We start from the raw sequence: 24,845 nt of genomic DNA, 5'->3' as shown, positions 1-24,845 counted from the left end.
CCACCCGGATGACGAAAGGGCGACAGCGGGGCTGACGACGATGCCCATCCCATAGGGTTGCCGACGATGAACGCCATGCAGCTCCTCCGGATCGTCCTCGTGTCGTGCCTGCTGCTCCTCCTCGCGTTGCCCGTGGTGGCAGACGGGGCAACCGAGCTGTCGGACACCCTCTACGTCGTCAAGGAGGGGGAGGCGCTCAGCAACGTCGAGGTCGCCGTGGCGTTGTCGCAGTCCACGCCGCTCGCGCCGACCCGGGTGCTGATCGGCCGGGACGACGTCTTCGTGGACTCCATGACCTCCGGGGTGCTGCAGGGCGACAGTCCCCTCCTGCTCGTCCCGCCGGCCGGGCCCGTGCCCGACCTGGTGCTCGACGAGCTGGCACGCATGGGACCGGCACGCGTGACCCTGCTCGGCGGCGAGAACGCCGTGCAACCCGCGGTGGCCGACCAGCTGTCCGCCGCCGGCTACACCGTGGACCGTCGCCAGGGTGCGTCCCGCTTCGAGACGGCGATCGCCATCGCCGAGGACGGCCCCGACACGTCCACCGCCATCCTGGCCCGGGCGTTCCCCTCACCCGATGCGGGGGACCCGACGCAGGGGTTCGCCGACTCCCTGGCCGCCGGCGGCATGGCCGCGGAGAACGGCTGGCCGATCCTGCTCACCGAGACCGACCGGCTGACCCCGGCCACCGCTGACTACATGGCCACCGCTGGGTTCGACCGGGTGCTGATCATGGGTGGCACGGCCGCGATCAGCCAGGCCACCGAGGACGCCGTTCGCACCATGGTCGGGCAGGTGGACCGCATCGCCGGTCCCACCCGTTTCGGGACCGGCGTCGAGGTCGCCAAGGAGCTCGGTGCGGAGTCCGCGGCCGACGTCGACCGCGTGACGCTCGTCGACGGGCAGGCCGCCGACGCGTGGGCGGGTGGCTTCGCCGCCGCGGCCCACTCCGCCCACTTCGACGCGCCGATCGTCCTCGCGACCGGTGAGGCCCTGCCGCCCGAGACCGAGGCCTTCCTCTCCGGCGGCTCCGGTGGCTCGGCGTTCGCCCAGGACGGCACCGCCATCCGGCTGACGTGCGTCATCGACAGCGACATCTGCGAGGAGGGACGTGTCGAGCTCGGCCTGCCGCCGCGCGTCCCGGTCACGTTCACCCCGCCGACCGGGTCCACCGTCTCGCCGGGTTCGGCCGTCGTGGTCGACGTCGGCACCGCCTCGGCGACCGTCTCCGGCGGATCCTGCCCGATCGAGACCCCCTTCCCGCTTCCCGACGACGGCAGCGTGGAGCTGACCAGCCAGCCGGACGGGCCGACGTGCGACATCGTCGTCACGATCGACCGGGGCGACGGGCTGGTCCAGACCGAACGGGCGACCTACACCTTCGGCGCCCCGACCTCGACGCTGACGTTGTTGTCCGCCGGCCCCGACGGGACTGCCGTCAGCGGCAGCCACCCCGACGTGGCCGCTGACGGCAGCGCCGTGGTCTTCGTCTCCCAGGGGGACCCGTCTGGCCAGGTCGGCGCCGGTACCCCGCACGTGTGGGTCAGGGGACAGGACCTCGAGCTCGTCGACGTGGCTCCGGACGGGTCACCAGCGACCGGCTCCGTGCTGGCCCTGGAGTCCACGCGGCCACGCATCAGCGCCGACGGCCGGTACGTCCTGTTCCTGTCGGAGGATCCGGGGCTGGACAGCAGCGGCGCCGTCGGCGGCCAGTTCTCGCTGTACCTGCGCGACCGGCAGCGGCAGGAGACCACCCTGGTCGGCGTCGACGCGCAGGGTTCGCCCACGAGCCAGATCGGCCACTTCGACCTGTCGGGTGACGGCAGCCTCGTCGTGTACCAGGCCCGTGGCGTCGGGCCGACCGGCGCTGACTCCATCCAGGTCTTCGTGCACGACCGAGCGGCCGGTTCCGTCGACGTCGTCCGCACCGAGCAGGGCGAGCCGTTCCTCAACGGCGACGTCACGTCCCTCGACCTGTCGACCGACGGGTCGACGATCGTGTTCGTCTCCTCCCGACGCGACCTGGTGGCTGCGGACGCCACGACCTTCGCCGACGCCTACGCCGTCACGTGGGACCGCGCCTTGGGCCAGACCGACGTGCGCCTGGTCAGCGTCGACAGCCAGGGGACGCAGGGCAGCAACAACATCGTCCAGGCCGACCGAGTCGCCACCAGCAGCCAGGGTGCGCTGGTGGTGTTCGCCAGCCGGTCGACCGACCTCGCGGGGATGGGCAGCACCCAGGGTGACGTGTTCCTGCGTGATCGCGCCGGCCAGCAGACCATCCTGGTCAGCCACACCGGCGACGGCACGACCCACCTCGACGCCGCGTCGAGGGCCGACATCGCCGACAACGGGGCCACGATCGCCTACGTGGCGACCACGGCCCCGGAGGGCATCGCCCCCGCGGACGGCTGCGGCGTCTACCGGGTCACGCCGATGCCGCTGCAGGTCCGGCGCATCGACGTTGCCGCGGACGGCACCCACAACACCAACTCGACCTGCTCGGCGGACCACAGCGTCGTCGTGGCCGACAACGGCCTCGTGGCCTTCGCGGTCTTCGACGACCTGGTCCCCGAGGACGACAACGGCGGGACCGACGTCTACATCTCCTTCGGCTGACCAGTCGGGGCGGGCCGCAGTCCGGAGCGGCCCCGCAGCCCACCCCCGCACGAATTGTTCACTTCGGCCGGGTGGTCGGCCGAGGTGAACAACTCGTCGGACGGCTCGTGCACGTCGGCCGGGATCCCGGCCGAGCTGCACAACGGCGGGCGTGGAGTCGGGCTCAGCTGTGGGTCATGCCGGCGGCCTGGCCGCGTCCGGCGATGACCTCGGCCATCTTGCGGCTGGCCTCGTCGATCATGACGTCGCCGAACATGACCGCACCACGCGCGTCGGCGCCGGTGGCCTTCTCGTAGGCGGCCAGCAGGTCGGTGGCGTGGTCGAACTCCTCCTGGGTGGGGGAGAAGACGTCGTTGACGATGTCGACCTGGGCGGGGTGCAGGACCCACTTGCCGTCGTAGCCCATCGCCTTGGCCATGCCGGCGACCTCGCGCAGGCCGGCGTCGTCCTTGATCCTGGCGTACGGCCCGTCGATGGCCTGCAGGCCAGCGGCGCGGGCGGCGACGAGGATGCGCATCAGCACGTGGTGCCAGATGTCACCGGGGTAGGTGTCGGACCGCTCGCCCAGGGTGGTGGACGGCATGCCGAGCGCCGCCGACATGTCGCCGGGGCCCAGGATCAGCGTCTCGAGGCGCTCGGAGCAGATGGCGATGTCGTCGATGTTGGTCAGGCCCTCGGCGTCCTCGATCTGGGCCTCGAGGCCGATGCGGTGCTCGATGCCGACCTGCTGCTCGATCATGCGCAGCATGTGGTCGACGAACTCCAGCTGGCCCGGCTCCTGGACCTTGGGGACCATGATGCAGTCGATGTGCTGGCCGGCCGCCTCGACGACCTCGACGAGGTCGCGGTAGCAGAAGTGGGTGTCCACGGCGTTGACGCGGACCACGACGGTCTTGTCGCCGAAGTCCTGCTCCTCCAGCGCCTGGATCACGTTCTTGCGCGCCTGGGCCTTCTCGCCGACGGCCACGGAGTCCTCGAGGTCGAGGAAGACCTCGTCGACGGCCATGCCGGCGGCCTTCGCCAGCATCTTGGTGCTGGATCCCGGGACCGCAAGGCAGGTGCGACGGGGACGGACGGTGGCGGACATGGTGGCTCCTGTGGGACGGGGGTGGTGGGGGCCGAGGCTAGTGGACGCCCCGACCCCGATCCCAACCGTGCGCGGCGATCGATCCTGTCGGCTCGATCAGCCGGTGACCGCGCCCAGCTCCGCGCCGCTGACCAGCTTGGCGTACTTGGCCAGGACGCCGGTGGTGTAGCGGGGTTCGGGGTGCTTCACCGTCGCGCGGCGGGCCTCCAGCGTCGCCTCGTCCACCAGCAGGTCCATCGTGCGGGCGGAGATGTCCAGCCGGATGGTGTCGCCGTCCTGGACCAGCCCGATGGGGCCGCCGTCGACGGCCTCGGGGGCGCAGTGGCCGACCGACAGGCCGTGGGTGGCTCCGGAGAACCGGCCGTCGGTGACCAGCGCAACGTCGCCGCCGCGTCCGGCGCCCTTGACTGCCGCGGTGACGGCCAGCATCTCGCGCATGCCGGGACCGCCCTTGGGGCCCTCGTAGCGGATGACCATGAAGTCGCCGGGGACCAGACGGCCGTCCAGGACGTACTCCATGGCAGCCTGCTCGCCGTCGAACACCCGGGCGGTGCCCTCGAAGACCATCTCGTCGACGCCGGCGATCTTGACGATGGCGCCCATCGGGGCCAGCGACCCGCGCAGGACGGCCAGGCCGCCATCGGCGTTGATCGGGTGGTCCAGGTCGCGGATGACGTCGCCGTCGGCGGCCGGGGTGTCGGTCAGGTCGTTGAGGTTCTCCTCGACGGTCCTGCCGGTCACCGTCATGCACGACCCGTCGATCAGGCCGCGCTCAAGCAGCATCGACATGACCACCGGGATGCCGCCGGCCGCGTCGATCTCGCTCATCAGGAACCGGCCGTGCGGCTTGGAGTCCACGATGTGGGGGACCTTGCGGCCGATCCGGTCGAAGTCGTCGAGGGACAGCTCGACCCTCGCCTCGTGGGCGATCGCCAGGAGGTGCAGGACCGCGTTGGTGGACCCGCCGACCGCCATGACCACGGCGATGGCGTTCTCGATGGAGGCCTTGGTGATGATCTGACGGGCACGGATGCCCTTCTCCAGCAGCCCCATCACGGCGGCGCCGGCCTGCTCGGCGAAGGCGGCCCGACGCGGGTCGATGGCGGGCGGCGAGGCCGAACCCGGCAGCGACAGGCCCATCGCCTCCAGGGCGCTGGCCATCGTGTTGGCCGTGTACATGCCGCCGCAGGACCCCTCGCCCGGGCAGGCGTTGGACTCGATGGCGTGCAGGCGCTCGTCGGTGATCGTCCCGGCCGCGTGGGCGCCGACGGCCTCGAAGACGTCCTTGATGTCGATCTTCTGGCCGTCCAGCTCGCCCGGCATGATCGTGCCGCCGTACATGCAGACCGCGGCGAGGTCCATGCGTGCAGCCGCCATGGCCATGCCGGGGATCGACTTGTCGCAGCCGGCCCAAGTGACCATGCCGTCGAGGCGCTCGGCGTGCATGACGGTCTCGACGGAGTCAGCGATGACCTCGCGGGAGACCAGCGAGGTCCGCATGCCCTCGTGGCCCATCGCGATGCCGTCGGAGACCGCGACGGTGTTGAACTCGATCGGGAACCCGCCGTTGTCGCGGACGCCGACCTTGGACCCCTTGGCCAGCCGACTCAGCGGCATGTTGCACGGGGTGACCTCGTTCCACGACGACGCCACGCCCACCTGGGGCTTGTCGAAGTCCGCTTCGGTCATGCCGACGGCGCGGAGCATCGCTCGTGCGGGCGCCTTGGTGGGGCCGTCGGTCACGTCGGTGCTGCGGGGGCGATCCATGGGGTCTCCTGGCGATGATGTCGAGCCTCGTCGCGGCGGCGAGGACGTCGGTGAGCTAGCCGACAGCCTAGACACCCTGCAGGTGGCGTCCCAGACGGCCGGTGCGGGGTTTCCGGGACGGGAGCCACGCTGGGTTACGCTGTCGGGGCCGTGGGTGCTCTGGAAACCCTTCGCCGACGCGAGTGGACCATCGCCTGGGTGCGATGGTCAGCCGCTGCCCTGGCTGCCGGGCAGATCCTTGTCGGCGGCCCGGTCGCTGCTGCCCCGACCGTGGCCATCATCGCGCTCCTCGCGGCCGTCGGACTGGGCGTCGCCGTCGCCGACCGGCGGCTGAACACCGCCGCGGCGTGGCGACAGGTCAGCGCCGTCCTGATGGCCGTCGACCTGCTGGCGACCCTCGGCCTGGTCCTCGCCGGCCTGCTGCAGGGCAACGACGAGCTGTGGGTCCTGCTCGTCCTCGTCGTGCTCGCGGCGGCGCTGCGCTACCGGGTCCGGGGCGCCCTGGCCGTGGCGCTCGGTGCAGGACTGGCCAACGGGCTGCTGGAGCTGCTCGTCGATGGGGGCGAACCCGGCCCGGTGATCCTGGGTCGGCTGCTGGTCCTGCTCGTGGTCGGCGGCTTCGCCGGGTCCCTCGCCCGTGAGCTGGACGTCGAGCGACGGCTGTACCAGCGCATGGCCGAGGCCTCGCAGGACATCGTCGCCAAGCGCGACGAGGACGCCATCCTCGGGGCGCTTGCCCGCCACGTGAACGAGGCCCTTGGCGGCAGGCGCGCCACGGTCCATCGCCACACCCTGACCGGCTGGGAGGAGGTGCAGCTGCCCGACGTGCTGTCGGTCGACCGCGACGGCGGCGGGCCACCGCTGCTCACCGACGAGGAGGGAGGGGTCAGCGCCACACTCCACCGGTTGACCTGGCAGCAGGGGACCGGCCGGCAACCCAACCGGCTGACCCTGCCGATCCGGCTTCCAGAGCGGCCCGCGGAGTACGTCGTGGCCGTCGAGGTGACCGGCCCCCGCCCGAGCGCCCTCGCCGAGGGTGCCCTGATGTCCCTGGCCGAGTCCTCGGCGGTGTCGCTGGCCACCCGGGACCTGATCCGCCACCAGGAGGCGAGCAACCGACGGCTCGAGCGGCTCGAGGCGCTCCGGACCCGGTTCGTCGCCACCGTGGCCCATGACCTGCGGTCGCCGCTGACCACCGTCAAGGGGGTCGCCCGGATCCTGCGTGGTCGTCGCGAACAGGTCGCCCCCGAACGGGTCGACGCGATGCTTGAGTCCGTCGAACGGCAGGCCAACCGCCTGAACCGGCTTGCCGACGACCTGCTGGACGCGGCGCGGCTGGACTCCGATGCGCTGGAGCTCAAGCTCGCCGACGTCTCGATCGACGACATCCTCCGGTCGGTCGTGGAGGACGCCGGCGACGAGGTCGTGCTCCTCGGTGCGCCCGGCCTGGTCGTCGAGGCCGACGGTCCCCGGCTGGAACGCGTCGTGTGGAACCTCGTCACCAACGCGCTGAAGTACGGGCGTCCCCCGGTGCACCTGTCGACCGAGGCCGACGAGGACCACGTGCGGATCAGCGTCCGCGACCACGGCCGCGGCCTGGATCCCCCGCAGGTCGACAACCTCTTCCAGGACTTCGCCGGCAGCGGGGATCCCGACAGCGTCGGGCTGGGCCTTGCGATCGTGTGGGAGCTCGTCGAGGCCCACGGGGGTCGGGTCGACTACCGCCCTGCGGACCCGGGCGCCGACTTCGTCATCAGCATCCCCCGTGAACGTCCCTCCGGGGACGCTGTCCGATGATCGGGCGGTTGGCTGTCCTTTACTCCCCCCTTCCGGCTGCCTACGGTGGCCGATGATGGCGGAGACACCGATGTCCGGCAAGGGCGCGCAGACGCGGAAGAAGCTGCTCGACGCGGCCCAGGCCGAGCTCGTCGAGGCAGGCGGCAACCTCGAGGTTGCCGCCGTGGCCAGGCGTGCCGGCACCTCCATCGGGCTGACGTACCGCTACTTCCAGAACAAGGGCGCCCTGGCCGCCGCCGTGGTCAACGACTTCTTCGACCGCCAGGACGAAGCGGTCCTGATGGCCCAGATCGAGGCGCCGACGTGGCGCAAGCGCGAGCAGCGGCGCATCGAGCTGATGGTCGCCTTCCACTACGCCGAGCCGTTGGCCCCCGTGGCACTCGGTGGGCTGGCCCGCGAGCCCGAGGTGGCTGCGGTGATGGTCGAGCGGCAGGCGATGCAGGCCGCCATCGTGGCCGCCAACATCGCCCGCGGACAGGACCTCGGCGAGGTGCCGGACAACATCGACCCGACGATCGCCGGGCCGATGGTCATGGGCGCGATCCGCGAGGCACTCCGTGTGGCGCTCGCGGCGGGGGACCGGCTGGGTGCCGACGCGCTGACCCGCGAGATCCTGCGGTTCGTCGACGCGGCGACCGGCGGCCACCGCGACGGCTGACGCGCCGGGCTGACCGCCGATCGGCCAGCTAGAGCGCGTTCACCAGGGGTTCGAGGACCTCGGGCTGCATCGTGCCGAGGATCAGCGTGCCGACGCGGGATTCCTTCCACGCCTCCAGCCGGTCGACGATCCGGTCCATGGGACCGACCAGCGCGCACTCGTCGACCAGGGCGTCGGGGACCAACGCGGTGGCCTCGGCCTTCTTGCCCTCCAGGTACAGGTCCTGGATCTGTGTCGCGGCCTCCTCGAAGCCGTAGCGGCAGGCCAGGTTGAAGTAGAAGTTCTTGCCCTTGGCGCCCATGCCACCGATGTAGAGGGCGAACATCGGCCGCAGCATGTCGCGGCAGGCGTCGACGTCGTCGCCCATCGCGACGTAGCAGGTCGGGGCGATGTCGAAGTCGCTGCCGTCGCGGCCGACGGCGTCGAACCCCGCGTCGAGGTTCTCGTTGAAGATGTCCTCGCGCTCGGGGGAGTAGAAGATCGGCAGCCAGCCGTCGGCGATCTCGGCGGTCAGCTGGATGTTCTTCGGGCCGATGGAGGCCAGGTAGATCGGGATCTCGTTGCGGACCGGGTGGAGGATGCTCTTCAGCGGCTTGCCGAGCCCCGTCGCTCCCTCGCCGACGTAGGGGATCTGGTACTCCTCGCCCGTGTACTCCAGGGCTTCCTCGCGCTTGATGATCGTGCGGACGATCTCGACGTACTCGCGGGTGCGCGTCAGCGGCTTGCCGTAGGGCACGCCGTGCCAGCCCTCCACGACCTGGGGGCCCGACAGCCCGAGCCCGAGCAGCATGCGACCGTGGCTGAGCGCATCCAGCGTCATCGCCGTCATGGCGGTGTTGGCCGGGGTCCGGCCCGGCATCTGCAGGATGGCCGACCCCAGCTTGATGTTCTCGGTCCTCGCCGCGATGTAGGACAGCACGGTCACGGCGTCGGAGCCGTAGGCCTCGGCGGCCCACACGGAGTCGATGCCGACCTCGTCGGCGTGCTGCACGAGGGGCAGCGCGTTGTCGATCGAGGATCCTGAGTAGCCGAGGTTGAGGCCGAGGCGCATGCGTGAGCTCCTGTGGAGGGGACGGTCCCTGCGGGGCGGGTGACCTGAGTCAGGTTCTACCAGCCGGCCATCCGTGCGACCAAGGTGGCAGCGGGGCCCGTGGCGCCGTCGTGGGCGGGTCGGGGAGGGGGACTACGCTCGGTCCCATGATCGGATTCATCCTCCTGGCGGCGGCGCTCGTCGCGTTGGTCGTGGCCGCCGTCGTCACGGCCGAGCGGCCCGCGGTGGCCGTGCCCGACCGGGAGGGCTACTTCGACAAGTGGCAGCCCCTGCACGGCGGCGTCGACCCGCGGGCCAACCCGTGGCTGCGCGGCTGGCTGGCGATGGGCTACGCGGTGGCACGGCCGTTGGCACGCCGCGGCGTGCAGCCGGACGTGCTGACGTTCACCTCCACCTGGATCGCGCTGGCTGCCATCGTCGTCGCCACCCACGGTGGCCGCTGGCAGATGCTCGCCGGCTGGCTGATCGTCTTCAGCGGGCTCGGCGACACCCTCGACGGCGCGGTGGCCGTCGCGACGGAGCGGACCACGAAGTGGGGCTACGTGCTGGACTCCGCCGTGGACCGCCTCAACGACGTGCTGTACCTGATCGCCGTCTGGATCGTCGGTGGCGAGGCGTGGATCGTGCTGACGGCCGGCGTGGCGTTCTTCATGCTGGAGTACGTCCGGGCCCGCGGACGCAACGCCGGGGGCAGCGAGATCGGCACCGTCACGATCGGCGAGCGTGCCCTGCGGGTCATCTGCTGCTCGATCGCCGTGCACTGGGGCGGCGTGTTCCTGTCCCTCGACACGTTCATCGCCAACGTCTCCATCAGCATCCTGGCCGTCGTCAGCCTGATCGGGCTCGGACAGGTGGTCGTCGCCGTCCGCCGCGACCTGCTCGCCCTCGGCGGGGACAGCTCGACCCTGGCGCCGTAGGTCGTGTCCTGCCCGGCCTCAGCCCGGGGTCAGGACGGACTCGGCGACGATGCGGGCGCTCATCAGCACGAGCGGCAGGCCGCCGCCGGGGTGGGAGGATCCGCCGACCAGGTACAGGCCCTCGGCCGGCCCGTGGTTGGGCGGCCGCAGGAACGCCGCGAGCGGCCCGTTGGAGGAGGTGCCGTAGATGGCGCCGCCGGGGGTCAGCGTGTCGCGCTCGAGGTCGGCGGGGGAGCGTTCCTCGCGCAGCACGATGCGGTCCCGGAGGTCGACGCCGCGCTCGGCCATCAGCGCCAGGATCCTGTCGCCGTAGCCCGGCGGCGGGGTCGCGACCTGATCGGTGCGGGGGGCGTTGACCAGCACGAACACGGCCCGGTGGCCCGCCGGGGCAACCGCCGAGTCGTCGGCGACGGCCACGTACACCGTCGGCCGGTCGGCGTACCGGGGACGACGACCGAAGAGGGCGTCGAACTCCTCGTCGTACCGTTCGGCGAACAGCACGGTGTGGTGGGCCAGCCGCTCGTGGGCCAGCCCCGCGTCGTCCTCGACGATCCCGAGCAGCATCACGAACCCCCCCAACGACCGGGGCGCCACCCGCAGCCGTCGGCGCAGCCCACCGGTCAGCCGATCGGGCAGCAGCCGTGCCACGACCTGCCCGGCGTCGGCGTTGAGCACCACGACGTCGGCGTCCAGCACCTCTCCACCCTCGAGGGTGACGCCACGCACGCGGCCACCGGACGGACCGGGGTCCACGCGGACGCCGGTCACGCGTGTTCCGGTCCGGATCGATCCGCCGCACGCCCGCACCCGGTCGGCCAGCACCTCGCCGATCCTCCGGAGGCCACCGCGGACGTACCAGCCGCCCCACTCCCGCTCGGCCCACGCCACGGTGGCGAGGACGGCCGGTGCCTTCCGTGGGTCGGACCCCGAGTAGGTGGCGTAGCGGTCGAGCAGCTGCCGGAGCCGCGGGTCGGAGAGGTGTTCCCGGCCGAGCGACCGCAGCGATCGGTGCGGCGCGATCGTGGCGATGTCGCGGGGGGTGGCTGCCAGTCGGAGCAGGTCGGTGACGCCGTCCAGCGGCTGCTGGAGCACGCGGTCGGCCGAGGCGTCCCACATCGCGTGGGCACGGTCCATCAGGGCCGTCCACTGCACACCGGCACCCGGGTGGACCTCCGCCTCCAGCCGTCGCACGAAGCGGGCCTCGTCGGCGTCGGCGTCCAGCCAGGAGCCGTCACCGAACCGGTAGCGGGCGATTGGGTCCAGCCGCTGCAGGTCCAGCACGTCCTCCAGCGCCACGCCGGTCGCCTCCAGCGTCGCGGCGAGCGTCCACGGCAGGGTGACCAGCGACGGGCCGGTGTCGAAGCGGTACCCGTCGACCGATCGCAGGCCGAGCTTGCCGCCGACGGTGTCGGCCTGCTCCACCACCGTCACCGACAGACCCGCCGCAGCAAGGCGAGCGGCGGTGGCCAGCCCGCCGACGCCCGCCCCGACGACGACGGCCCGGCGCGGGGACGAGGCGCTCACGTGACCGGTCGGCCCTTCCAGCTGAGCGCGCCGAGCGCCTTGCGGCGCCACGACTCCCGCACGAGCCAGGCGAGCATCCCGATCGACGCCGGGTGGGCGAGCGCGTCGACGACGGGGGATCGGGTCCGGTGGGCGACGTGGGCGCGTCCGGCGACGGCGGACAGGTACCCGGCGGCCCCGAGCAGGGCCAGCCGCCGTCGGCGCAGCCCGATGCCGAGGAGCATGCCCAGCGGCGGGACGACGTACAGGAGGGCCAGCATGCCGATGGCGAACGTGGCGCCCCCGCGGCTGCCGAACGCCTTCCACAGCGACTTGCTGTACCCCTCCCGGAGCTCCGCCCAGCCGTGGTACATCCGGCAGGTCGCCAGGTCGGTGCCGTCGGCCATGCCGACCCGCAGGCCGGCCCGCTTGAACGCCCGCGCCAGCTCGACGTCCTCGATCACCTCGGCTCGCACCTGCTGGTGGCCGCCGGCTGCCCGGTAGCAGTCGGCGCGGGCCACGATGAGCTGGCCGTTGCCGGCGGTCATCGACGGTGACGCGCTGCGCTCGGCGAGCCGGAGGGGGAGGAACGTCAGCCACGACCACTGCAGCAGCGGCTGGACGAGCCGCTCGGCCACACCGTGGGCGACCTGGCGGGGGTAGGGGCTGAGCAGGTCCATCTCGCCCTGGTGGAGCATGTCCACGCAGGCGGCCAGCGCGCCGGGCCGCAACGTCACGTCGGCGTCCACGAAGACCAGCACCTCACCCCTGGCGGCCTCGGCCAGCTGCCAGCAGGCGAACGGCTTGCCCAGCCACCCGTCGGGCACCGCCCGTCCGTTGAGCAGGCGGAACCGGCGATCGCCGTCGGCCACCCCGCGGGCCACGACCGCCGTGTCGTCGGTCGACCCGTCGTCGAGGACCAGCACCTCCAGGTCCACACCCTCCTGTGACAGCACCGCCTCGAGGGTCGGACCCAGCCGGTCCGCCTCGTCGCGTGCCGGGATCAGCACCGACACCGACGGACGATGCTCCTCCGGGGTCGGGGTCGCCGGTGGCTTGCGGAGCAGCCGCCAGTTGAGGACCGAGTGCGCGGCCAGGCCTGCGGCTGCCACCCCACCGACAGCCACGGCCCCGTCGAGGGGGGTCCAACGATCGGTCACGATCCGACTCGCTCCACTTCGCCCACGACCTCGGTGTGGTCGCGTTGCGACCACCACAGGACAGCGACGACTGCACCCATACCGGCCCCACCGTAGAGGGCCGAGACCGGCAGGCCGAAGAAGGCGGCATGGGCCAGCGTGCTGCCCGCCCACGTCCACAGGTACAGCCCGAGGGGCACCGCGTCGTCGCGGTCGTCCCACGTGCCGGTGGCCCCCCACGCGAGCGCGGCCATCAGGAGGGCGATGGCCAGCCATGCCGCGTAGTTGCTCACCGGGATGCCGTCGACCAGGTGGGGGCCGTCACCGAACCAGGTCCAGTAGCCCTCCGCGACCATCTGCGGGTCCAGGAACAGGTCCCACGAGGCCAGCGCCACCCCGCCGAGGAGGATGCCCGGGCCGGGACGGGCGGTGATCCGACGGGCCACGACCAGCGCCGGATACCCCAGCATCATCCACGCGAACGGGATCACCACCGGGACGTCGGCGACCTGCCAGCCCAGCCGGTCGCTGTAGGCGTAGTCCCCGAACGGCCAGCCGGTGGCCACCCCGACGACCTCGACGAGCAGGCCACCGCCGACGAAGACCGCGGCCAGCCGAGCGGCCGCCCGCCATCCGCGGGCCACGACGGCGTGCGACAGCGACGCCGCGGAGAACACCACGACGGTCACGACGGTCAGGCGGTCGCGCCCCGGGCCCTGCACGAGCGGGTAGAGGATCTGCAGGAGCACCGCGGCAGCGCCCAGCGCGGCCGGGACGGGGTGGCGGCGCAGCCCGTCGAGCACGGTCACGGCGTCGTCCGGGCTCGCACGGCGGCCCGCAGCCGGTTCCACGGTCGCTGCGCCCTGGCGAGGTCGGCGAGGACGACCCCGGCCGCGGTCCGGCCGCTGGCGCCGAACACCCCTCCACCCGGGTGGGTCGACGCGCCGGTCAGGTACAGCCCGTCGGCGGGCATCCGGTACCCGGACAGCTCGGGGAGGGGGCGCCAGGAGAACATCTGGTCCAACGACATCTCCACGTGCATGACCTGCCCGTTGACCAGGTTCAGCTCGCGGGACAGGTCCAGCGGCGTCTGCACGTAGGCGTGCTCGACGCTGGCGGCGAACCCGGGGGCCATCGCGTCGACGGCGTCGATCAGCTTCTGTCCCTCCCGTTCCTTGATGTCGTCCCAGCTGCCGCCGTCGGCGAGCTCGAAGGGATGCCACTGGCCCCAGACCGTGACGTTGTGCTTGCCGGGTGGGGCGATCGTCGGGTCGATGGCGCTGAAGGCCATCGCGAGGGCTGCTGGTCGTTCCGGTGGACGCCCGGCCACGTAGTCGCCGTGGGCGTCGCGCAGGAACGTGCGGGTTGGGGCGAGCAGCTGCAGGGCGTGGTGCTCCGCCCCACCCAGCGAGCCCGGGTAGGACGGCAGCGCGTTGGTGCCCAGCCGCACGACCATGCCGATGCCGTTGCCGGTGCGGATGGTCGAGCGCGCTCGATGGCCGAACCCGTCGGGCAGCTCGTCGTCGCCGACCAGGCCGATGGTGGTCAGCACGTGGCAGCCGGCCACGACGGTGCGGGCGGCGATGCGCTCGCCCGACTCGGTGATCACGCCGCGTGCCCGGCCGTCCCGGACGACGATCCGGCCGGCCCCGTCACCGAGGCGGATCGTGCCGCCCAGCCGGCGCAGCCGTTCGGCCAGGGCGACCGACAACGACCCGGACCCGCCGACCGCCCGTCCCGGCGCCAGGCGGTGCATCACCATGTTCCAGCCGACCAGGTCGGCGGTGGCGGGCTCGTGGGTCGGGGGGCCGGACTGGGCGCCGAGCCACGCCAGCGCCGTCTTCAGGCGTTCGTCGGTGAAGTGGGCGTCCAGCAGCGCGTCGCCGGAGGTCAGGAACTGCCGCGACAGCTCCAGCCCGTCGAGTCCCGTGGCCCGGCCGACGCCCATCATGTGGCGGCCGACGTTGGCCATCGTCGGGGCGTCCTGGAACAACTCGAAGATGCGGGTGTTGCGCTCGCCCCAGTCGGCGGCGAACGCGGCGTAGGCCTCGGCGTCACGGTCGCCGCAGATCCGGGCGATCGACTGGCAGGTGTCGTCCGGGCTGATGTGGAACACGAGCGCGTCGACCGGCGGGCCCTGCCCCGACGGGTCCTCGGCGACGGGGGCGAACCCCCATGGGTCCATGTCGATGTAGGACAGCCCGCAGTCGCCGAGCTCCAGGTCCTCGATGATGCCGGTGTGCCGCACCATGATGTGGGCCGACGAGCCGACGTCCATGCGGTACCCGTCGAACCGGTCGACCGTCGAGACCGCACCGCCGACGACGTCGCGTCGTTCGACGACCTCCACGTCCAGGCCCTCTCGGGCCAGGTAACAGGCGGCGACGAGGGCGTTGTGGCCGGCGCCGACCACGACGACGTCACGCATGGTCGGTTGCCGTTCGGTCCGGGCTGACGCTGGTCGGGCTGGGACTGGTCGGGCTGGGACTGGTCGGGCTGGCGGGTGGCGGCATCACAGGTCCGTTCGTCGGCGACGCCTCGGCGGACTGCCGGGCGGTGCGGTCGACCCCGAAGAGGGTGCCGCGCTCGTCGGTGAGGGCGAGGCGGGCGAACAGCTCCTCGGCGTACCAGCCCAGCCGTTCGGTGTCGTCGATGGCGGCGCGGTGCGCACCCCGACGGTAGGCGAAGTCCGTCATCGCGGCAGTCGAGGGCCACACCGTGAAGGTGCCCTGGACCCCGACCGGGGCCTCGCCGATGCCGAGCCTGACCGACGGGCCGTCGTGGGCGTCGAGGTCGGCGACGACCGGCGGGACGGCTGACCAGAAGGTCCGCCAGCGCGAGGGGCGGATCCGGGCACGGGTTATGGCGGCGACCGGTCCGGTCCACGTGGTGGCCAGCCCGCGGTCCACCACGAACGGGTCGGCACCGCTCCACCTGCCGTGAGTGCGCAGCGGGGTCATGTCACCACGCCACTCCTCGGCCGCGATGCGACGCCAGCCCCGGGGGGTCGGGTGGGCCTCGAAGGCCAGCGAGGCCCGCTCGTCGTCCCACACCGTCAGCAGGGCCCACGTCCGCGGGTCGGCGTCGGCGCTGGCGAAGCTGCGTCCGTGTCCGGTGCCCAGCAGCTTCCGGAACCGCAGCCCCGGTGTGCCGGCCAGCCGCAGCCGGTCGACGGCCATGCGGAACAGGGCCAGGGGCACGGCGGGCGCCGGCACCCGCCAGACGTGCAGGACCACATGACTCACGCCCGGCAATGTACCCACGTGTGCCGGAACGGCCCCCCGTCGTCCCGTGAGGTCCTCTGCCGCGTGTCGTCCCCGAGGATGACGTCGTGATCCTGACCGGGAAGGACGACAGCGGACACGACCGTCGGTAGCGTGACGGCGATGTCGGTTTCCACGAGCGAACGCCTGGCCCGGTGGACGGATCGGGCACGCCGGACGCCACCATGGCTGCAGGACCTGGTGCTGGCCATCGCCGTCAGCGAGGCCGACCTGGCCGCCGTGCTGCTGAGCGAACGGACCGACGGCCCCTTCGGCGAGGTCAGCACACCGGTGGCCGCGGTGGTCGTGGTGCTGGTCGCCCTGCCGCTGGTCTTCCGTCGGAGCAACCCCGGCCTGACGATGATCCTGACCGGGTTCGGGGCCGGCGCCGCAGGGGCGGTGGGCATCCCCATCCAGCCGCTGGCCCCGATCGTGGCGCTCTACACCGTCGCCGCGTGGTCGACGCTGGCCGACACCGTCGTGTCGACGGCGATCTTCCTTGCGATCACGACCTCGCTGGTGCTCTCCACCGGTCAGCTCTACGTGCTGTACAGCAACACCCTCATCGTGCTCGGCGTCGCCGTCCTCGGTCGACTGATCCGGGCACACCGCGAGCAGGCCGGCGAGCTCGCCCGGCGCGCCCACCAGCTGGAGCTGGAGCGCGAGGAGCGGGCCCGGCTGGCCATCCGCACCGAACGGACGCGGATCGCCCGCGAGATGCACGACGTCCTGGCCCACTCCACCAGCGTCATGGTCGTGCAGGCGACGGGCGCCAAGCGGCTGGTCCGAACCCGTCCCGAGGCCGCCGAGGACGCGCTGGGCGTGATCGCCGACACCGGACGGCAGTCGCTTGCCGACCTGCGACGGATGCTCGGGCTGCTCCGTCGCGACGACGACGGCGTCCCCACGACCCCGCAGCCGACCCTGTCCGACATCCCCGACCTCGTCGCCGAGTTCGTCGACGCGGGCGTGCCCGTCGACCTCCGCATGCCCGAGGGGGCGGCACTGGAGGGTCCCGTGGGACTGTCGGCGTACCGGATCGTGCAGGAGGCGCTCACCAACGTGCTGAAGCACGCCGACCCCGAGCGGGTCATCGTCGACGTCCGTGTCCTCGACGGTCGCATCGAGGTCGAGGTGCTCGACGACGGCGGCGCGGCCCGGCAGCTGGACACCGTCGGCGGCGGGTACGGGTTGGTCGGCATGCGGGAACGCGCCGGACTCGTCGACGGGACGCTCGAGGCAGGCCCCCGCCCCGGCGGGGGATTCAGGGTGGCGGCCACCCTGCCCGTGACGACGCCCGTCGAGCTCGGCGGAGAGGACGCCGCATGATCCGCGTCCTGCTGGTCGACGACCAGGCCCTGATGCGTGCCGGCTTCCGGATGATCCTCGACGCGGAGGACGACGTGGAGGTCGTCGGCGAGGCCGGCGACGGGGTCGAGGCGGTCGAGCAGGCCCGTCGGCTGCGACCCGACGTGGTGCTGATGGACATCCGGATGCCCCGGATGGACGGCGTCGAGGCGACCCGGCGGCTGGCCGGCCCCGAGGTCGCCGACCCGGTCAACGTGCTGGTCCTGACGACCTTCGACCTCGACGAGTACGTCTACGGCGCGCTGCGGGCCGGCGCCTGCGGGTTCCTGCTGAAGGACGCCCCGCCCGAGGACCTGATCAACGCCATCCGCGTCTGCGCGGCCGGCGACGCCCTGATCGCGCCGGCCGTCACCAAGCGGCTGATCACCGAGTTCGCGCAGCGCCCCCGGGTGGCCGAACCCACCGGCGACGCGGCCCGGCTGACCGCCCGCGAGCAGGAGGTGCTGGAGCTGATGGCCAAGGGCCTGTCCAACGCCGAGATCGCCGCCCACCTGGTCGTCTCCGAGACCACCGTCAAGACCCACGTCGGACGGGTCCTCTCCAAGCTCGGCCTGCGCGACCGGGTCCAAGCGGTCGTCTACGCCTACGAACACCGCCTCGTCGTGCCGGGTGACTAGGGGATGACCCTGTCGGGTCATCCCTCCGGATGACCCCGGGATCAGGGCGCAGCAGGACGACACGGCCGGTCGGGATCCATAGCTTGACCCTGACGCCACGGGAGACCACATCCTCCGACGAGGCACCTCGTCCCGTGCCCTCCTCCTTTCCGCCGTTCCCCGACCAAGGATCTTCGATGAACCCCGCCAGCACCTCCGCGTCCGCCGCGACCCCGCCCGTCACCCGTCCGCTCGCCGCACGTGCGGTTGGGTTGGAGAAGGTGTACGGCAGCGGCTCCACCGCCGTCCGTGCCCTCGACGGGGTGTCGGTGGACTTCCCGGTCGGGGAGTTCACCGCCGTCATGGGCCCGTCGGGGTCGGGCAAGTCCACCCTGATGCACTGCCTCGCGGCCCTGGACCGGCCGACCGCCGGACAGGTGTTCCTCGGCGACACCGACGTCACGAGCCTCAACGACAAGCAGCTGACGATCCTGCGGCGCGACCGGATCGGCTTCGTCTTCCAGGCCTTCAACCTGCTGCCGCAGCTGAACGCCAAAGAGAACATGGAGCTGCCGCTGCGCCTCGCCGGTCGTGCCCCCGACCAGGAGTGGTTCGACCGGGTCGTGTCCACCGTCGGCCTCGGGGACCGCCTGACCCACCGGCCCGCCGAGCTGTCGGGTGGCCAGCAGCAGCGCGTCGCCGTGGCCCGTGCGCTCGTCGGCCGGCCCGACATCGTCTTCGCCGACGAACCCACCGGCAACCTCGACTCCGCCAGCGGCGCGGAGGTGCTCGGTTTCCTGCGTCGCTCCGTCGACGACCACGAGCAGACCATCGTCATGGTCACCCACGACCCCGTCGCCGCCGGCTACGCCGACCGGGTGGTGTTCCTCGCCGACGGTCACGTCGTCGACGAGCTGCGCGCACCCACGGCCGAGACCGTGCTGGACCGGATGAAGGCGCTGGGCTAGCCGCCCGCCCTCGTCCCCTCGTTCCCGGAGGTACCCAATGCTTCGCACTGTCTGGAAGTCGATCCTGGCGCACAAGATGCGGCTGCTGTCGACCACCCTGTCCATCGTCCTCGGCGTCGCGTTCATCGCCGGCACCTACGTCCTGACCGACACCATGCGTGCCGCGTTCGACGACCTGTTCTCCTCGACCACCGCCGGCATCGACGTGGCCGTCCGCGGCGAGGCCCAGTTCACCAGCGCCCTGGCCGAGACCGACCGGCCGCCCGTCACCCCCGAGACCCTCGACGCGCTCGCCGCGGTCGACGGGGTCCGCGCCGTGTCCGGCGAAGTGGGCGGCTTCGCCGTCATCATCGACGACGAGGGCAACCCCGTCGGCGGACAGGGCCCGCCCACCATCGGCATCAACGCCCCTGCCGACGAGGAGCTGACCAACGCCACGCTGCGCGACGGCACCTTCCCGTCCGCCCCCGACGAGGTCGCCATCGACGCCGCCACCGCCGAGGCACAGGGCCTGTCGGTCGGCGACCCCGTGCAGATCGTCGTCGACGGGCCCGTCGAGACCTACACCGTGGCCGGCATCATCGGCTTCGGCGAGGTCGACAACCTGGGCGGCGCCACCCTCACCATGTTCGAGCCCGGCCGGGCGCTGGAGCTGTACGGCGCCGACGGCTACACCGAGATCTACGCCGCCGCCGAGGACGGGGTCGACGTCGACCAGCTGGTCGTCGACGTCCGTGCGGCGCTCGGCGATGGCCTAGAGGTCCTGACCGGCGACGAGCTGGCCCAGTCCGTCACCGCGGAGATCAACGAGGGCCTCGGCTTCTTCACCACCGCGTTGCTGGTCTTCGCCGGCGTGTCGTTGTTCGTCGGCGCGTTCCTGATCGCCAACACCTTCACCATCATCGTGGCGCAGCGCACCCGCGAGCTGGCCCTGCTGCGTGCCGTCGGTGCCAGCCGTGGCCAGGTCGTCACCTCGGTGCTGCTGGAGGCCCTCGCCGTCGGGCTGCTGGGATCCGTCGTCGGCCTGCTGCTCGGCCTCGGCGTCGCCCAGGCGCTGCAGGGCGTGCTCGGCGCGTTCGGGATCGACCTGCCGCAGGGCGACACCGTGTTCGCGCTGCGCACCGTCGTGGTGTCCTTCGTCGTCGGTGTCGGCGTGACCATGGTCGCCGCCCTCGCGCCGGCCGTGCGGTCCACCCGTGTCCCGCCGGTGGCGGCCCTGCAGGCCGTCGCCGCCCCGCCCGCGCGCCGGGAGGGGATCATTCGCTACGTCCTCGGCGGCCTGGTGTTCGCCGTCGGCGTGGGGATCCTCGCCCTCGGCCTGTTCTCCGGTGCCGGCATCAGCGCCGTCGGCGCCGGTGCGGTCGTCACGCTCATCGGCGCCGCCCTGCTGTCACCGCTGGTGACCATGCCGATCGTGGCCCTGCTCGGCACACCCATCGCGGCGTCCCGTGGGGTCCCCGGTCAGCTGGCGAAGGAGAACGCCCTGCGGTCACCCCGTCGGACGGCGGCGACGGCGTCGGCGCTGATGATCGGCCTGGCGCTGGTCAGCTTCACCATGATCATGGGGGCGTCCATCCAGGAGTCCGCGATCGTCGGGATCGACCAGGCGTTCCTCGCGGAGTACCAGGTCAACCCCAGCAGCCAGGGCGCCCCTGGCGCCTCGGCGCTGCCGACCGACACCGTCGACACCCTTGGTGCGCTCGACGAGGTCGCGGTCGCCACGCCGCTGCGCTTCGGCGAGTTCCTGTACGACGACGGGGTGAAGTTCCTCGGCGGCGTCGACCCCGACGCGATCGGCGGGGTCCTGTCGATCGACTTCCTCGAGGGAGGGTGGGACCAGCTGGACGGCGGCATCGTCGTCAGCGAGGACACCGCCGAGTCCGCCGGCCTTGCGCTGGGGGACACCCTCGACGTCACGTTCGCGGCGACCGGGGCCCAGCAGGTGACCGTCGAGGGCATCTTCGACGGCGCCAACATCGACGCCGACTGGCTTATCGGTGAGGACACCTACACGGCCAACTTCGCCGGGGACGGCATCGCGTCGATCTACGTGAAGCTGGCCGACGACGTCAGCGTCGCCGACGCCCGCCCGGCGCTGGAGCAGGCGCTCGCGCCGTTCCCGACCGTGCAGCTGCAGGACCTCGACGAGGTCAAGCAGTCCATCGCCGACCAGATCGACCAGCTGCTGGGCCTGCTGACCGCGCTGCTCGGCCTGTCGATCATCATCGCCCTGTTCGGCATCGTGAACACCCTCGGGCTGTCGGTGCTGGAACGCACCCGCGAGCTCGGGTTGCTCCGCGCCGTCGGTGCGACCCGCCCCCAGATCCGCACGATGGTGCGGTGGGAGTCGGTCCTGATCGCCGTGCTCGGCGCGGGGCTCGGCCTGGTCGTCGGGTCGCTGTTCGGCTGGATGGTCGTCAAGGCCCTGTCCGACCTGGGCATCAGCCAGTTCGTCGTCCCCGGCGGCCGGCTGTCCCAGGCGGTCGTCATGGCCGCGCTGGCCGGCGTGCTGGCCGCGATCGTCCCGGCCCGCAAGGCCGCGAGGACCGACGTGCTCCGGGCGCTGGAAGCCCAGTAGCCCCTCGCGACGGGTCGGTGAATGCCACCCACCGGCCCGTCGTCTGCGAGGCTGTCGAGCCATGATCTCCGTGGAACACGATGGCCCGATCACGATCGTCACGATCGACCGTCCCGACGTTCGCAACGCCGTGGACGGGCCGACCGCCGAGGGGCTGCGCAAGGCCTTCCGCACCTTCGACTCCGACGACGACCGGTCGGTGGCGATCCTGACCGGCGCGGGCGGCCACTTCTCCTCCGGGGCCGACCTGCTGGCCATGTCCGACCCCGAGCGGGCGCTGAGGATGCAGGCCCCGCCCGCCCCCGGGCCGCTGGGCTGCACCCGCATGCGGCTGGACAAGCCGGTCATCGCCGCGATCGAGGGCTACGCCGTCGCCGGTGGCCTCGAGCTCGCCCTCTGGGCCGACCTGCGGGTCGCAGCCGAGTCAGCCGTCTTCGGCGTCTTCTGCCGTCGGTTCGGCGTGCCGCTGGTCGACCTCGGCGCGGTCCGCCTGCCCCGCCTGATCGGCCACTCCCACGCCATGGACATGATCCTCACCGGCCGACCCGTCGACGCCGAGGAGGCCATGATGATGGGGCTGGCCAACCGGGTCGTCCCCGACGGCCAGGCCCTCGACGCGGCGATGGAGCTCGCGAGGAGCCTGCTGGAGTTCCCGCAGCGGACCATGCGGTCGGACCGTCGGATCGCCATCGAGCAGTGGGACCTCGACGACGAGCGGTGGCACATGCGCGAGTACCTGCTCGGCCGCACCGTGCTCATGTCCGGCGAGGCGGAGGAGGGCATGCGGCGCTTCGCCGCCGGTGAGGGACGCCACGGCGACTTCGGCCAGGACTGACGGCGTCCCTGTCGCACCCGGACAGCGCAACGGCCCGTCCCTCTCGGGGGCGGGCCGTCGTCGTGTCCGGTCGGGTCAGCGCAGGGCCAGGCCCGACTCCAGGTCGAAGAAGTGCATGAGCTCGGTCTTGAACATGATGTCGAGGCTCGAGCCGACGGCCGGCGGCTTGCCCGGCTCGAAGCGGGCAACCAGCGACAGCCCACCGGTGCGCGCCTGCTCCTGCATGGCGGCGAACGCCTCGTCGTCGTCGACGGCCTCGCGCATGTCCTCGCTGACCACGGGGCTGGCGTGGGACTTCAGGTGGACCAGCATCTCCGAGCCGAGCATCTCGACGAGCTCGACCTCCAGCCGTGACCAGATCTGGTCGGGGTTGCTCTCGCCGCTTGCCGGGACGAAGTGCTCGGGCCGCATGCCGACCGCCACCCGCTTGCCCGCGTAGTCGCGCACCTTCGGGTAGATGTCCAGCGCGGCCTCGTGGATCAGCAGCTTCTGGTCCTCCTCGAGCTGCACCCAGAACCGGCCGTCGGCGTGCACGATCTCGGCCTGGGCGATGTTCATCGACGGCGAGCCGATGAAGCCGGCGACGAACAGGTTGTCGGGGCTGTCGTAGAGGGTCTGCGGGGCCGCGGCCTGCTGCAGGACACCGCGCTTGAGCACGGCAACCCGGTCACCCATCGTCATGGCCTCGACCTGGTCGTGGGTGACGTAGAGGGTGGTGACGCCCAGGCGGTTCTGCAGGGCGGAGATCTCCGCACGCATCTGCACACGAAGCTTCGCGTCGAGGTTGGACAGCGGCTCGTCCATCAGGAAGGCCTTGGGGGACCGGACGATCGCACGGCCCATGGCCACGCGCTGCCGCTGACCACCCGAGAGCGCCTTGGGCTTGCGGTGCAGGTACTCGGTGAGGCCGAGCACGTCGGCGGCTTCCTTGACCCGCTTGTCGATCTCGTCGCCGGGGACCTTGCTGAGCTTCAGCGCGAAGCCCATGTTCTCGGCCACCGTCATGTGCGGGTACAGCGCGTAGCTCTGGAAGACCATCGCGATGTCGCGTTCCTTCGGCGACAGGTCGTTGACGACGCGGTCGCCGATCTTCAGCTCACCGGAGGTGATCGACTCCAGGCCGGCGACCATGCGGAGGGCGGTGGACTTACCGCAGCCGGACGGCCCGACGAGGATGACGAACTCGCCGTCCTCGATGTCGAGGTCCAGGTCCTTGATGGCCGGATAGCCGTCTGGGTAGACCTTGTTGACGCCTTGCAGAGTGACTCGTGCCACGGGTGGCCCTCCTGGATCGTTCGGCTCGCTTGGGGTGTCTCGGCTGATCGTCGCGCCTTTTAGTCGCCCGTGCAACCCTTTTCAGGGCGTGCTGAAACCGAGATGGCCGGAACCGGGTCAGGGGCGACCGTCGCAGTAGCTGCCCCAGATCCCGAGGCCCAGGTCCTGTGCGTTGGCCTCGGCGGTCTCCACTTCGACCTCGTGCAGGCGGTTGAGGGGAAAGACGAAGGCAGCGGCCATGCCCTCGGCGACCATGTCGAGGTTCACCAGCCCCTCCGCCTCGCTCCAGACGTAGCGGAGGTACCGGCCGTTGGGGTCGACGTCCTCGGTGTCGCGCTCCAGGTACACCCTCGAGCCGACCGGGATCAGCTCGGCCAGCAGGTCCGTGGCCGTCTCGTAGCACTCCTCGTCGCGCTCCGGCGTGTCGATCTCCAGCAGGCGGATCCGCTGGTCACCGAACGGCACGTCGCCGGGTTCGGTGACCTCCACGTCGATGGTGTCCCCGTCGATGATCCACGTCACGATCGCCTCCTGGGTGCCGGCGGGGATGGCGTCGGGGTCGGGCAGGTCCGGCCGGTCGCTGCTTGCCGCGGGGGAGGGAGGGGCGAGCGGCCGTGCAAGCCCGTCGTCGTCGGGTTCCTCGGTGGCCGCCGATTCCTCGATGTCCGGGGTGGCGACAGCCGGGGTCGAGGGCGGGGCCGCCGAGGCCGTCTCGGTCGGGGCGTCAGTCACCTCCACCGGCTGTGCCAGCGGCGTCGGGGCCAGCTCCTCGGCGGGCTCCGCACACCCCGTGGCGGCGATGGCGAGCAGGACGAGCAGGGCGACGAAGGGGGCAGGGCGACGCATGCGCTCCACGCTACGGGGTCGGGCGTCCGAGGCCGACTGTGGCCACGGGCCGTCGGCGTCGTAGCATCTTCCGGACCAGCCCCCGTAGCTCAGGGGATAGAGCGTCGGTTTCCTAAACCGTGCGTCGCATGTTCGAATCATGCCGGGGGCGCCGAGGTCAAAAGCCTCTTGAGCAGGCATTATACGCCTTCCGTGGAGGAAGTCGATCACCGCCATTGGCCGCTGATTACCGCGATTTGCCGCCAAAATTGGGCAGAGATTGGGCAGAAACCCCCTCCAGGACCCCTCCGGGGCCCCTCAGCGAGGGGACGGCGCCGCCCCGAAGTGGGCCTGCTCCACCCGGTTGCGCTCGATGAAGGCGTCCAGCTCCTCGGGCACGAACCGGACGTAGTGGCCGACCTTCACGAACGGGATCCGACGCTGTGCGACGGCGCGACGGATCCATCGGACGGTCACGCCCAGGCGGTGTGCGGCCTGATCGACATCGAGGAGGGTTGACGAGTTCACAGCGTTCCCTTCGGAGGACTCAGTGCGTGCACTCGTCCGACGAACCGACCGCTCGTCCTGTGTCATCGACC

At 71.9% G+C, this 24,845-nt stretch carries 20 protein-coding genes and 1 tRNA gene; 10 read left to right on the top strand and 11 right to left on the bottom strand.

Going from position 1 to position 24,845, the window contains the following annotated elements; genetic code table 11:
* The first annotated feature begins 66 nt into the window (after nt 1–66).
* On the top strand, nt 67–2,619 hold the full coding sequence (locus CUC05_RS20330) for a cell wall-binding repeat-containing protein (protein WP_108667960.1): 2,553 nt from the start codon (nt 67–69) through the stop codon (nt 2,617–2,619).
* 163 nt (nt 2,620–2,782) lie between these two features.
* On the opposite strand, the gene CUC05_RS20325 is transcribed toward CUC05_RS20330, so the two are convergent.
* Both CUC05_RS20325 and ilvD read right to left on the bottom strand, forming a co-directional pair.
* Nucleotides 2,783–3,706: an HpcH/HpaI aldolase/citrate lyase family protein gene (locus tag CUC05_RS20325; RefSeq protein ID WP_108667959.1), complete on the bottom strand. Its 924-nt coding sequence runs from the start codon at nt 3,704–3,706 to the stop codon at nt 2,783–2,785.
* Between the two features lie 96 nt (nt 3,707–3,802).
* Nucleotides 3,803–5,473 (bottom strand): dihydroxy-acid dehydratase, encoded by a 1,671-nt coding sequence (gene ilvD / locus CUC05_RS20320; RefSeq protein ID WP_108667958.1) that lies wholly within the window; start codon nt 5,471–5,473, stop codon nt 3,803–3,805.
* A 150-nt stretch (nt 5,474–5,623) separates the two neighbouring features.
* Here ilvD and CUC05_RS20315 point away from each other — a divergent pair, with 150 nt between their 5' ends.
* Both CUC05_RS20315 and CUC05_RS20310 read left to right on the top strand, forming a co-directional pair.
* Complete coding sequence (locus CUC05_RS20315; RefSeq protein WP_157965815.1) at nt 5,624–7,270, top strand: sensor histidine kinase; 1,647 nt, start codon at nt 5,624–5,626, stop codon at nt 7,268–7,270.
* A gap of 55 nt (nt 7,271–7,325) precedes the next feature.
* Nucleotides 7,326–7,928: a TetR/AcrR family transcriptional regulator gene (locus tag CUC05_RS20310; RefSeq protein WP_157965814.1), complete on the top strand. Its 603-nt coding sequence runs from the start codon at nt 7,326–7,328 to the stop codon at nt 7,926–7,928.
* Nucleotides 7,929–7,956: 28 nt separating this feature from the next.
* On the opposite strand, the gene CUC05_RS20305 is transcribed toward CUC05_RS20310, so the two are convergent.
* On the bottom strand, nt 7,957–8,979 hold the full coding sequence (locus tag CUC05_RS20305; protein ID WP_108667955.1) for an LLM class F420-dependent oxidoreductase: 1,023 nt from the start codon (nt 8,977–8,979) through the stop codon (nt 7,957–7,959).
* A gap of 146 nt (nt 8,980–9,125) precedes the next feature.
* Between CUC05_RS20305 and CUC05_RS20300 the strand changes: the two genes are divergently transcribed.
* Nucleotides 9,126–9,896: a CDP-alcohol phosphatidyltransferase family protein gene (locus CUC05_RS20300; RefSeq protein WP_108667954.1), complete on the top strand. Its 771-nt coding sequence runs from the start codon at nt 9,126–9,128 to the stop codon at nt 9,894–9,896.
* Nucleotides 9,897–9,914: 18 nt separating this feature from the next.
* Here the strand turns inward: CUC05_RS20300 and CUC05_RS20295 are convergent, their stop codons facing one another.
* Genes CUC05_RS20295 through CUC05_RS20275 form a run of 5 tightly spaced genes read right to left on the bottom strand, consistent with a single transcriptional unit; the run spans nt 9,915 to nt 15,783 of the window.
* Nucleotides 9,915–11,420, bottom strand: a complete 1,506-nt coding sequence (locus CUC05_RS20295; protein WP_108667953.1) for a phytoene desaturase family protein — start codon at nt 11,418–11,420, stop codon at nt 9,915–9,917.
* Entirely contained in the window at nt 11,417–12,559 is a 1,143-nt protein-coding gene (locus CUC05_RS20290) for a glycosyltransferase family 2 protein (protein WP_108667952.1), read from the bottom strand. The genes CUC05_RS20295 and CUC05_RS20290 overlap by 4 nt, the downstream gene beginning before the upstream one ends.
* Nucleotides 12,556–13,347 carry a carotenoid biosynthesis protein gene (locus CUC05_RS25450; protein ID WP_205712460.1) on the bottom strand — a complete coding sequence of 264 codons (792 nt, stop codon included), beginning with the start codon at nt 13,345–13,347 and terminating at the stop codon, nt 12,556–12,558. The genes CUC05_RS20290 and CUC05_RS25450 overlap by 4 nt, the downstream gene beginning before the upstream one ends.
* On the bottom strand, nt 13,344–14,966 hold the full coding sequence (locus tag CUC05_RS20280; protein WP_108667951.1) for a phytoene desaturase family protein: 1,623 nt from the start codon (nt 14,964–14,966) through the stop codon (nt 13,344–13,346). The genes CUC05_RS25450 and CUC05_RS20280 overlap by 4 nt, the downstream gene beginning before the upstream one ends.
* The gene (locus CUC05_RS20275) at nt 14,959–15,783 is read right to left on the bottom strand and encodes a hypothetical protein (RefSeq protein ID WP_205712459.1); all 825 of its coding nucleotides are present in this window, start codon (nt 15,781–15,783) and stop codon (nt 14,959–14,961) included. The genes CUC05_RS20280 and CUC05_RS20275 overlap by 8 nt, the downstream gene beginning before the upstream one ends.
* Nucleotides 15,784–15,924: 141 nt before the next feature.
* On the opposite strand from CUC05_RS20275, the gene CUC05_RS20270 reads away from it, so the two are divergent.
* The 5 genes from CUC05_RS20270 to CUC05_RS20250 all read left to right on the top strand — a co-directional run bounded on the left by CUC05_RS20270 (nt 15,925) and on the right by CUC05_RS20250 (nt 22,146).
* Nucleotides 15,925–17,130 carry a sensor histidine kinase gene (locus CUC05_RS20270; protein ID WP_108667950.1) on the top strand — a complete coding sequence of 402 codons (1,206 nt, stop codon included), beginning with the start codon at nt 15,925–15,927 and terminating at the stop codon, nt 17,128–17,130.
* Nucleotides 17,127–17,786 carry a response regulator gene (locus tag CUC05_RS20265; protein ID WP_108667949.1) on the top strand — a complete coding sequence of 220 codons (660 nt, stop codon included), beginning with the start codon at nt 17,127–17,129 and terminating at the stop codon, nt 17,784–17,786. The genes CUC05_RS20270 and CUC05_RS20265 overlap by 4 nt, the downstream gene beginning before the upstream one ends.
* Nucleotides 17,787–17,962: 176 nt before the next feature.
* Nucleotides 17,963–18,733: an ABC transporter ATP-binding protein gene (locus CUC05_RS20260; protein ID WP_108667948.1), complete on the top strand. Its 771-nt coding sequence runs from the start codon at nt 17,963–17,965 to the stop codon at nt 18,731–18,733.
* A gap of 37 nt (nt 18,734–18,770) precedes the next feature.
* Nucleotides 18,771–21,311 (top strand): ABC transporter permease, encoded by a 2,541-nt coding sequence (locus CUC05_RS20255; RefSeq protein ID WP_108667947.1) that lies wholly within the window; start codon nt 18,771–18,773, stop codon nt 21,309–21,311.
* 61 nt (nt 21,312–21,372) lie between these two features.
* Nucleotides 21,373–22,146 (top strand): crotonase/enoyl-CoA hydratase family protein, encoded by a 774-nt coding sequence (locus CUC05_RS20250; RefSeq protein ID WP_108667946.1) that lies wholly within the window; start codon nt 21,373–21,375, stop codon nt 22,144–22,146.
* Between the two features lie 75 nt (nt 22,147–22,221).
* Here CUC05_RS20250 and CUC05_RS20245 read toward each other — a convergent pair whose 3' ends face one another.
* Nucleotides 22,222–23,421 carry an ABC transporter ATP-binding protein gene (locus CUC05_RS20245; protein ID WP_108667945.1) on the bottom strand — a complete coding sequence of 400 codons (1,200 nt, stop codon included), beginning with the start codon at nt 23,419–23,421 and terminating at the stop codon, nt 22,222–22,224.
* A 117-nt stretch (nt 23,422–23,538) separates the two neighbouring features.
* Nucleotides 23,539–24,267 carry a thermonuclease family protein gene (locus CUC05_RS20240; RefSeq protein WP_108667944.1) on the bottom strand — a complete coding sequence of 243 codons (729 nt, stop codon included), beginning with the start codon at nt 24,265–24,267 and terminating at the stop codon, nt 23,539–23,541.
* 78 nt (nt 24,268–24,345) lie between these two features.
* Between CUC05_RS20240 and CUC05_RS20235 the strand changes: the two genes are divergently transcribed.
* Nucleotides 24,346–24,418 (top strand) — tRNA-Arg (locus CUC05_RS20235).
* 146 nt (nt 24,419–24,564) lie between these two features.
* Here CUC05_RS20235 and CUC05_RS20230 read toward each other — a convergent pair.
* Complete coding sequence (locus tag CUC05_RS20230; RefSeq protein WP_205712458.1) at nt 24,565–24,774, bottom strand: helix-turn-helix domain-containing protein; 210 nt, start codon at nt 24,772–24,774, stop codon at nt 24,565–24,567.
* Nucleotides 24,775–24,845: the final 71 nt, after the last annotated feature.

This window comes from Euzebya rosea, from assembly GCF_003073135.1.
Taxonomy (GTDB): domain Bacteria; phylum Actinomycetota; class Nitriliruptoria; order Euzebyales; family Euzebyaceae; genus Euzebya; species Euzebya rosea.
This window is presented reverse-complemented; position numbering and strand designations above follow the sequence as displayed.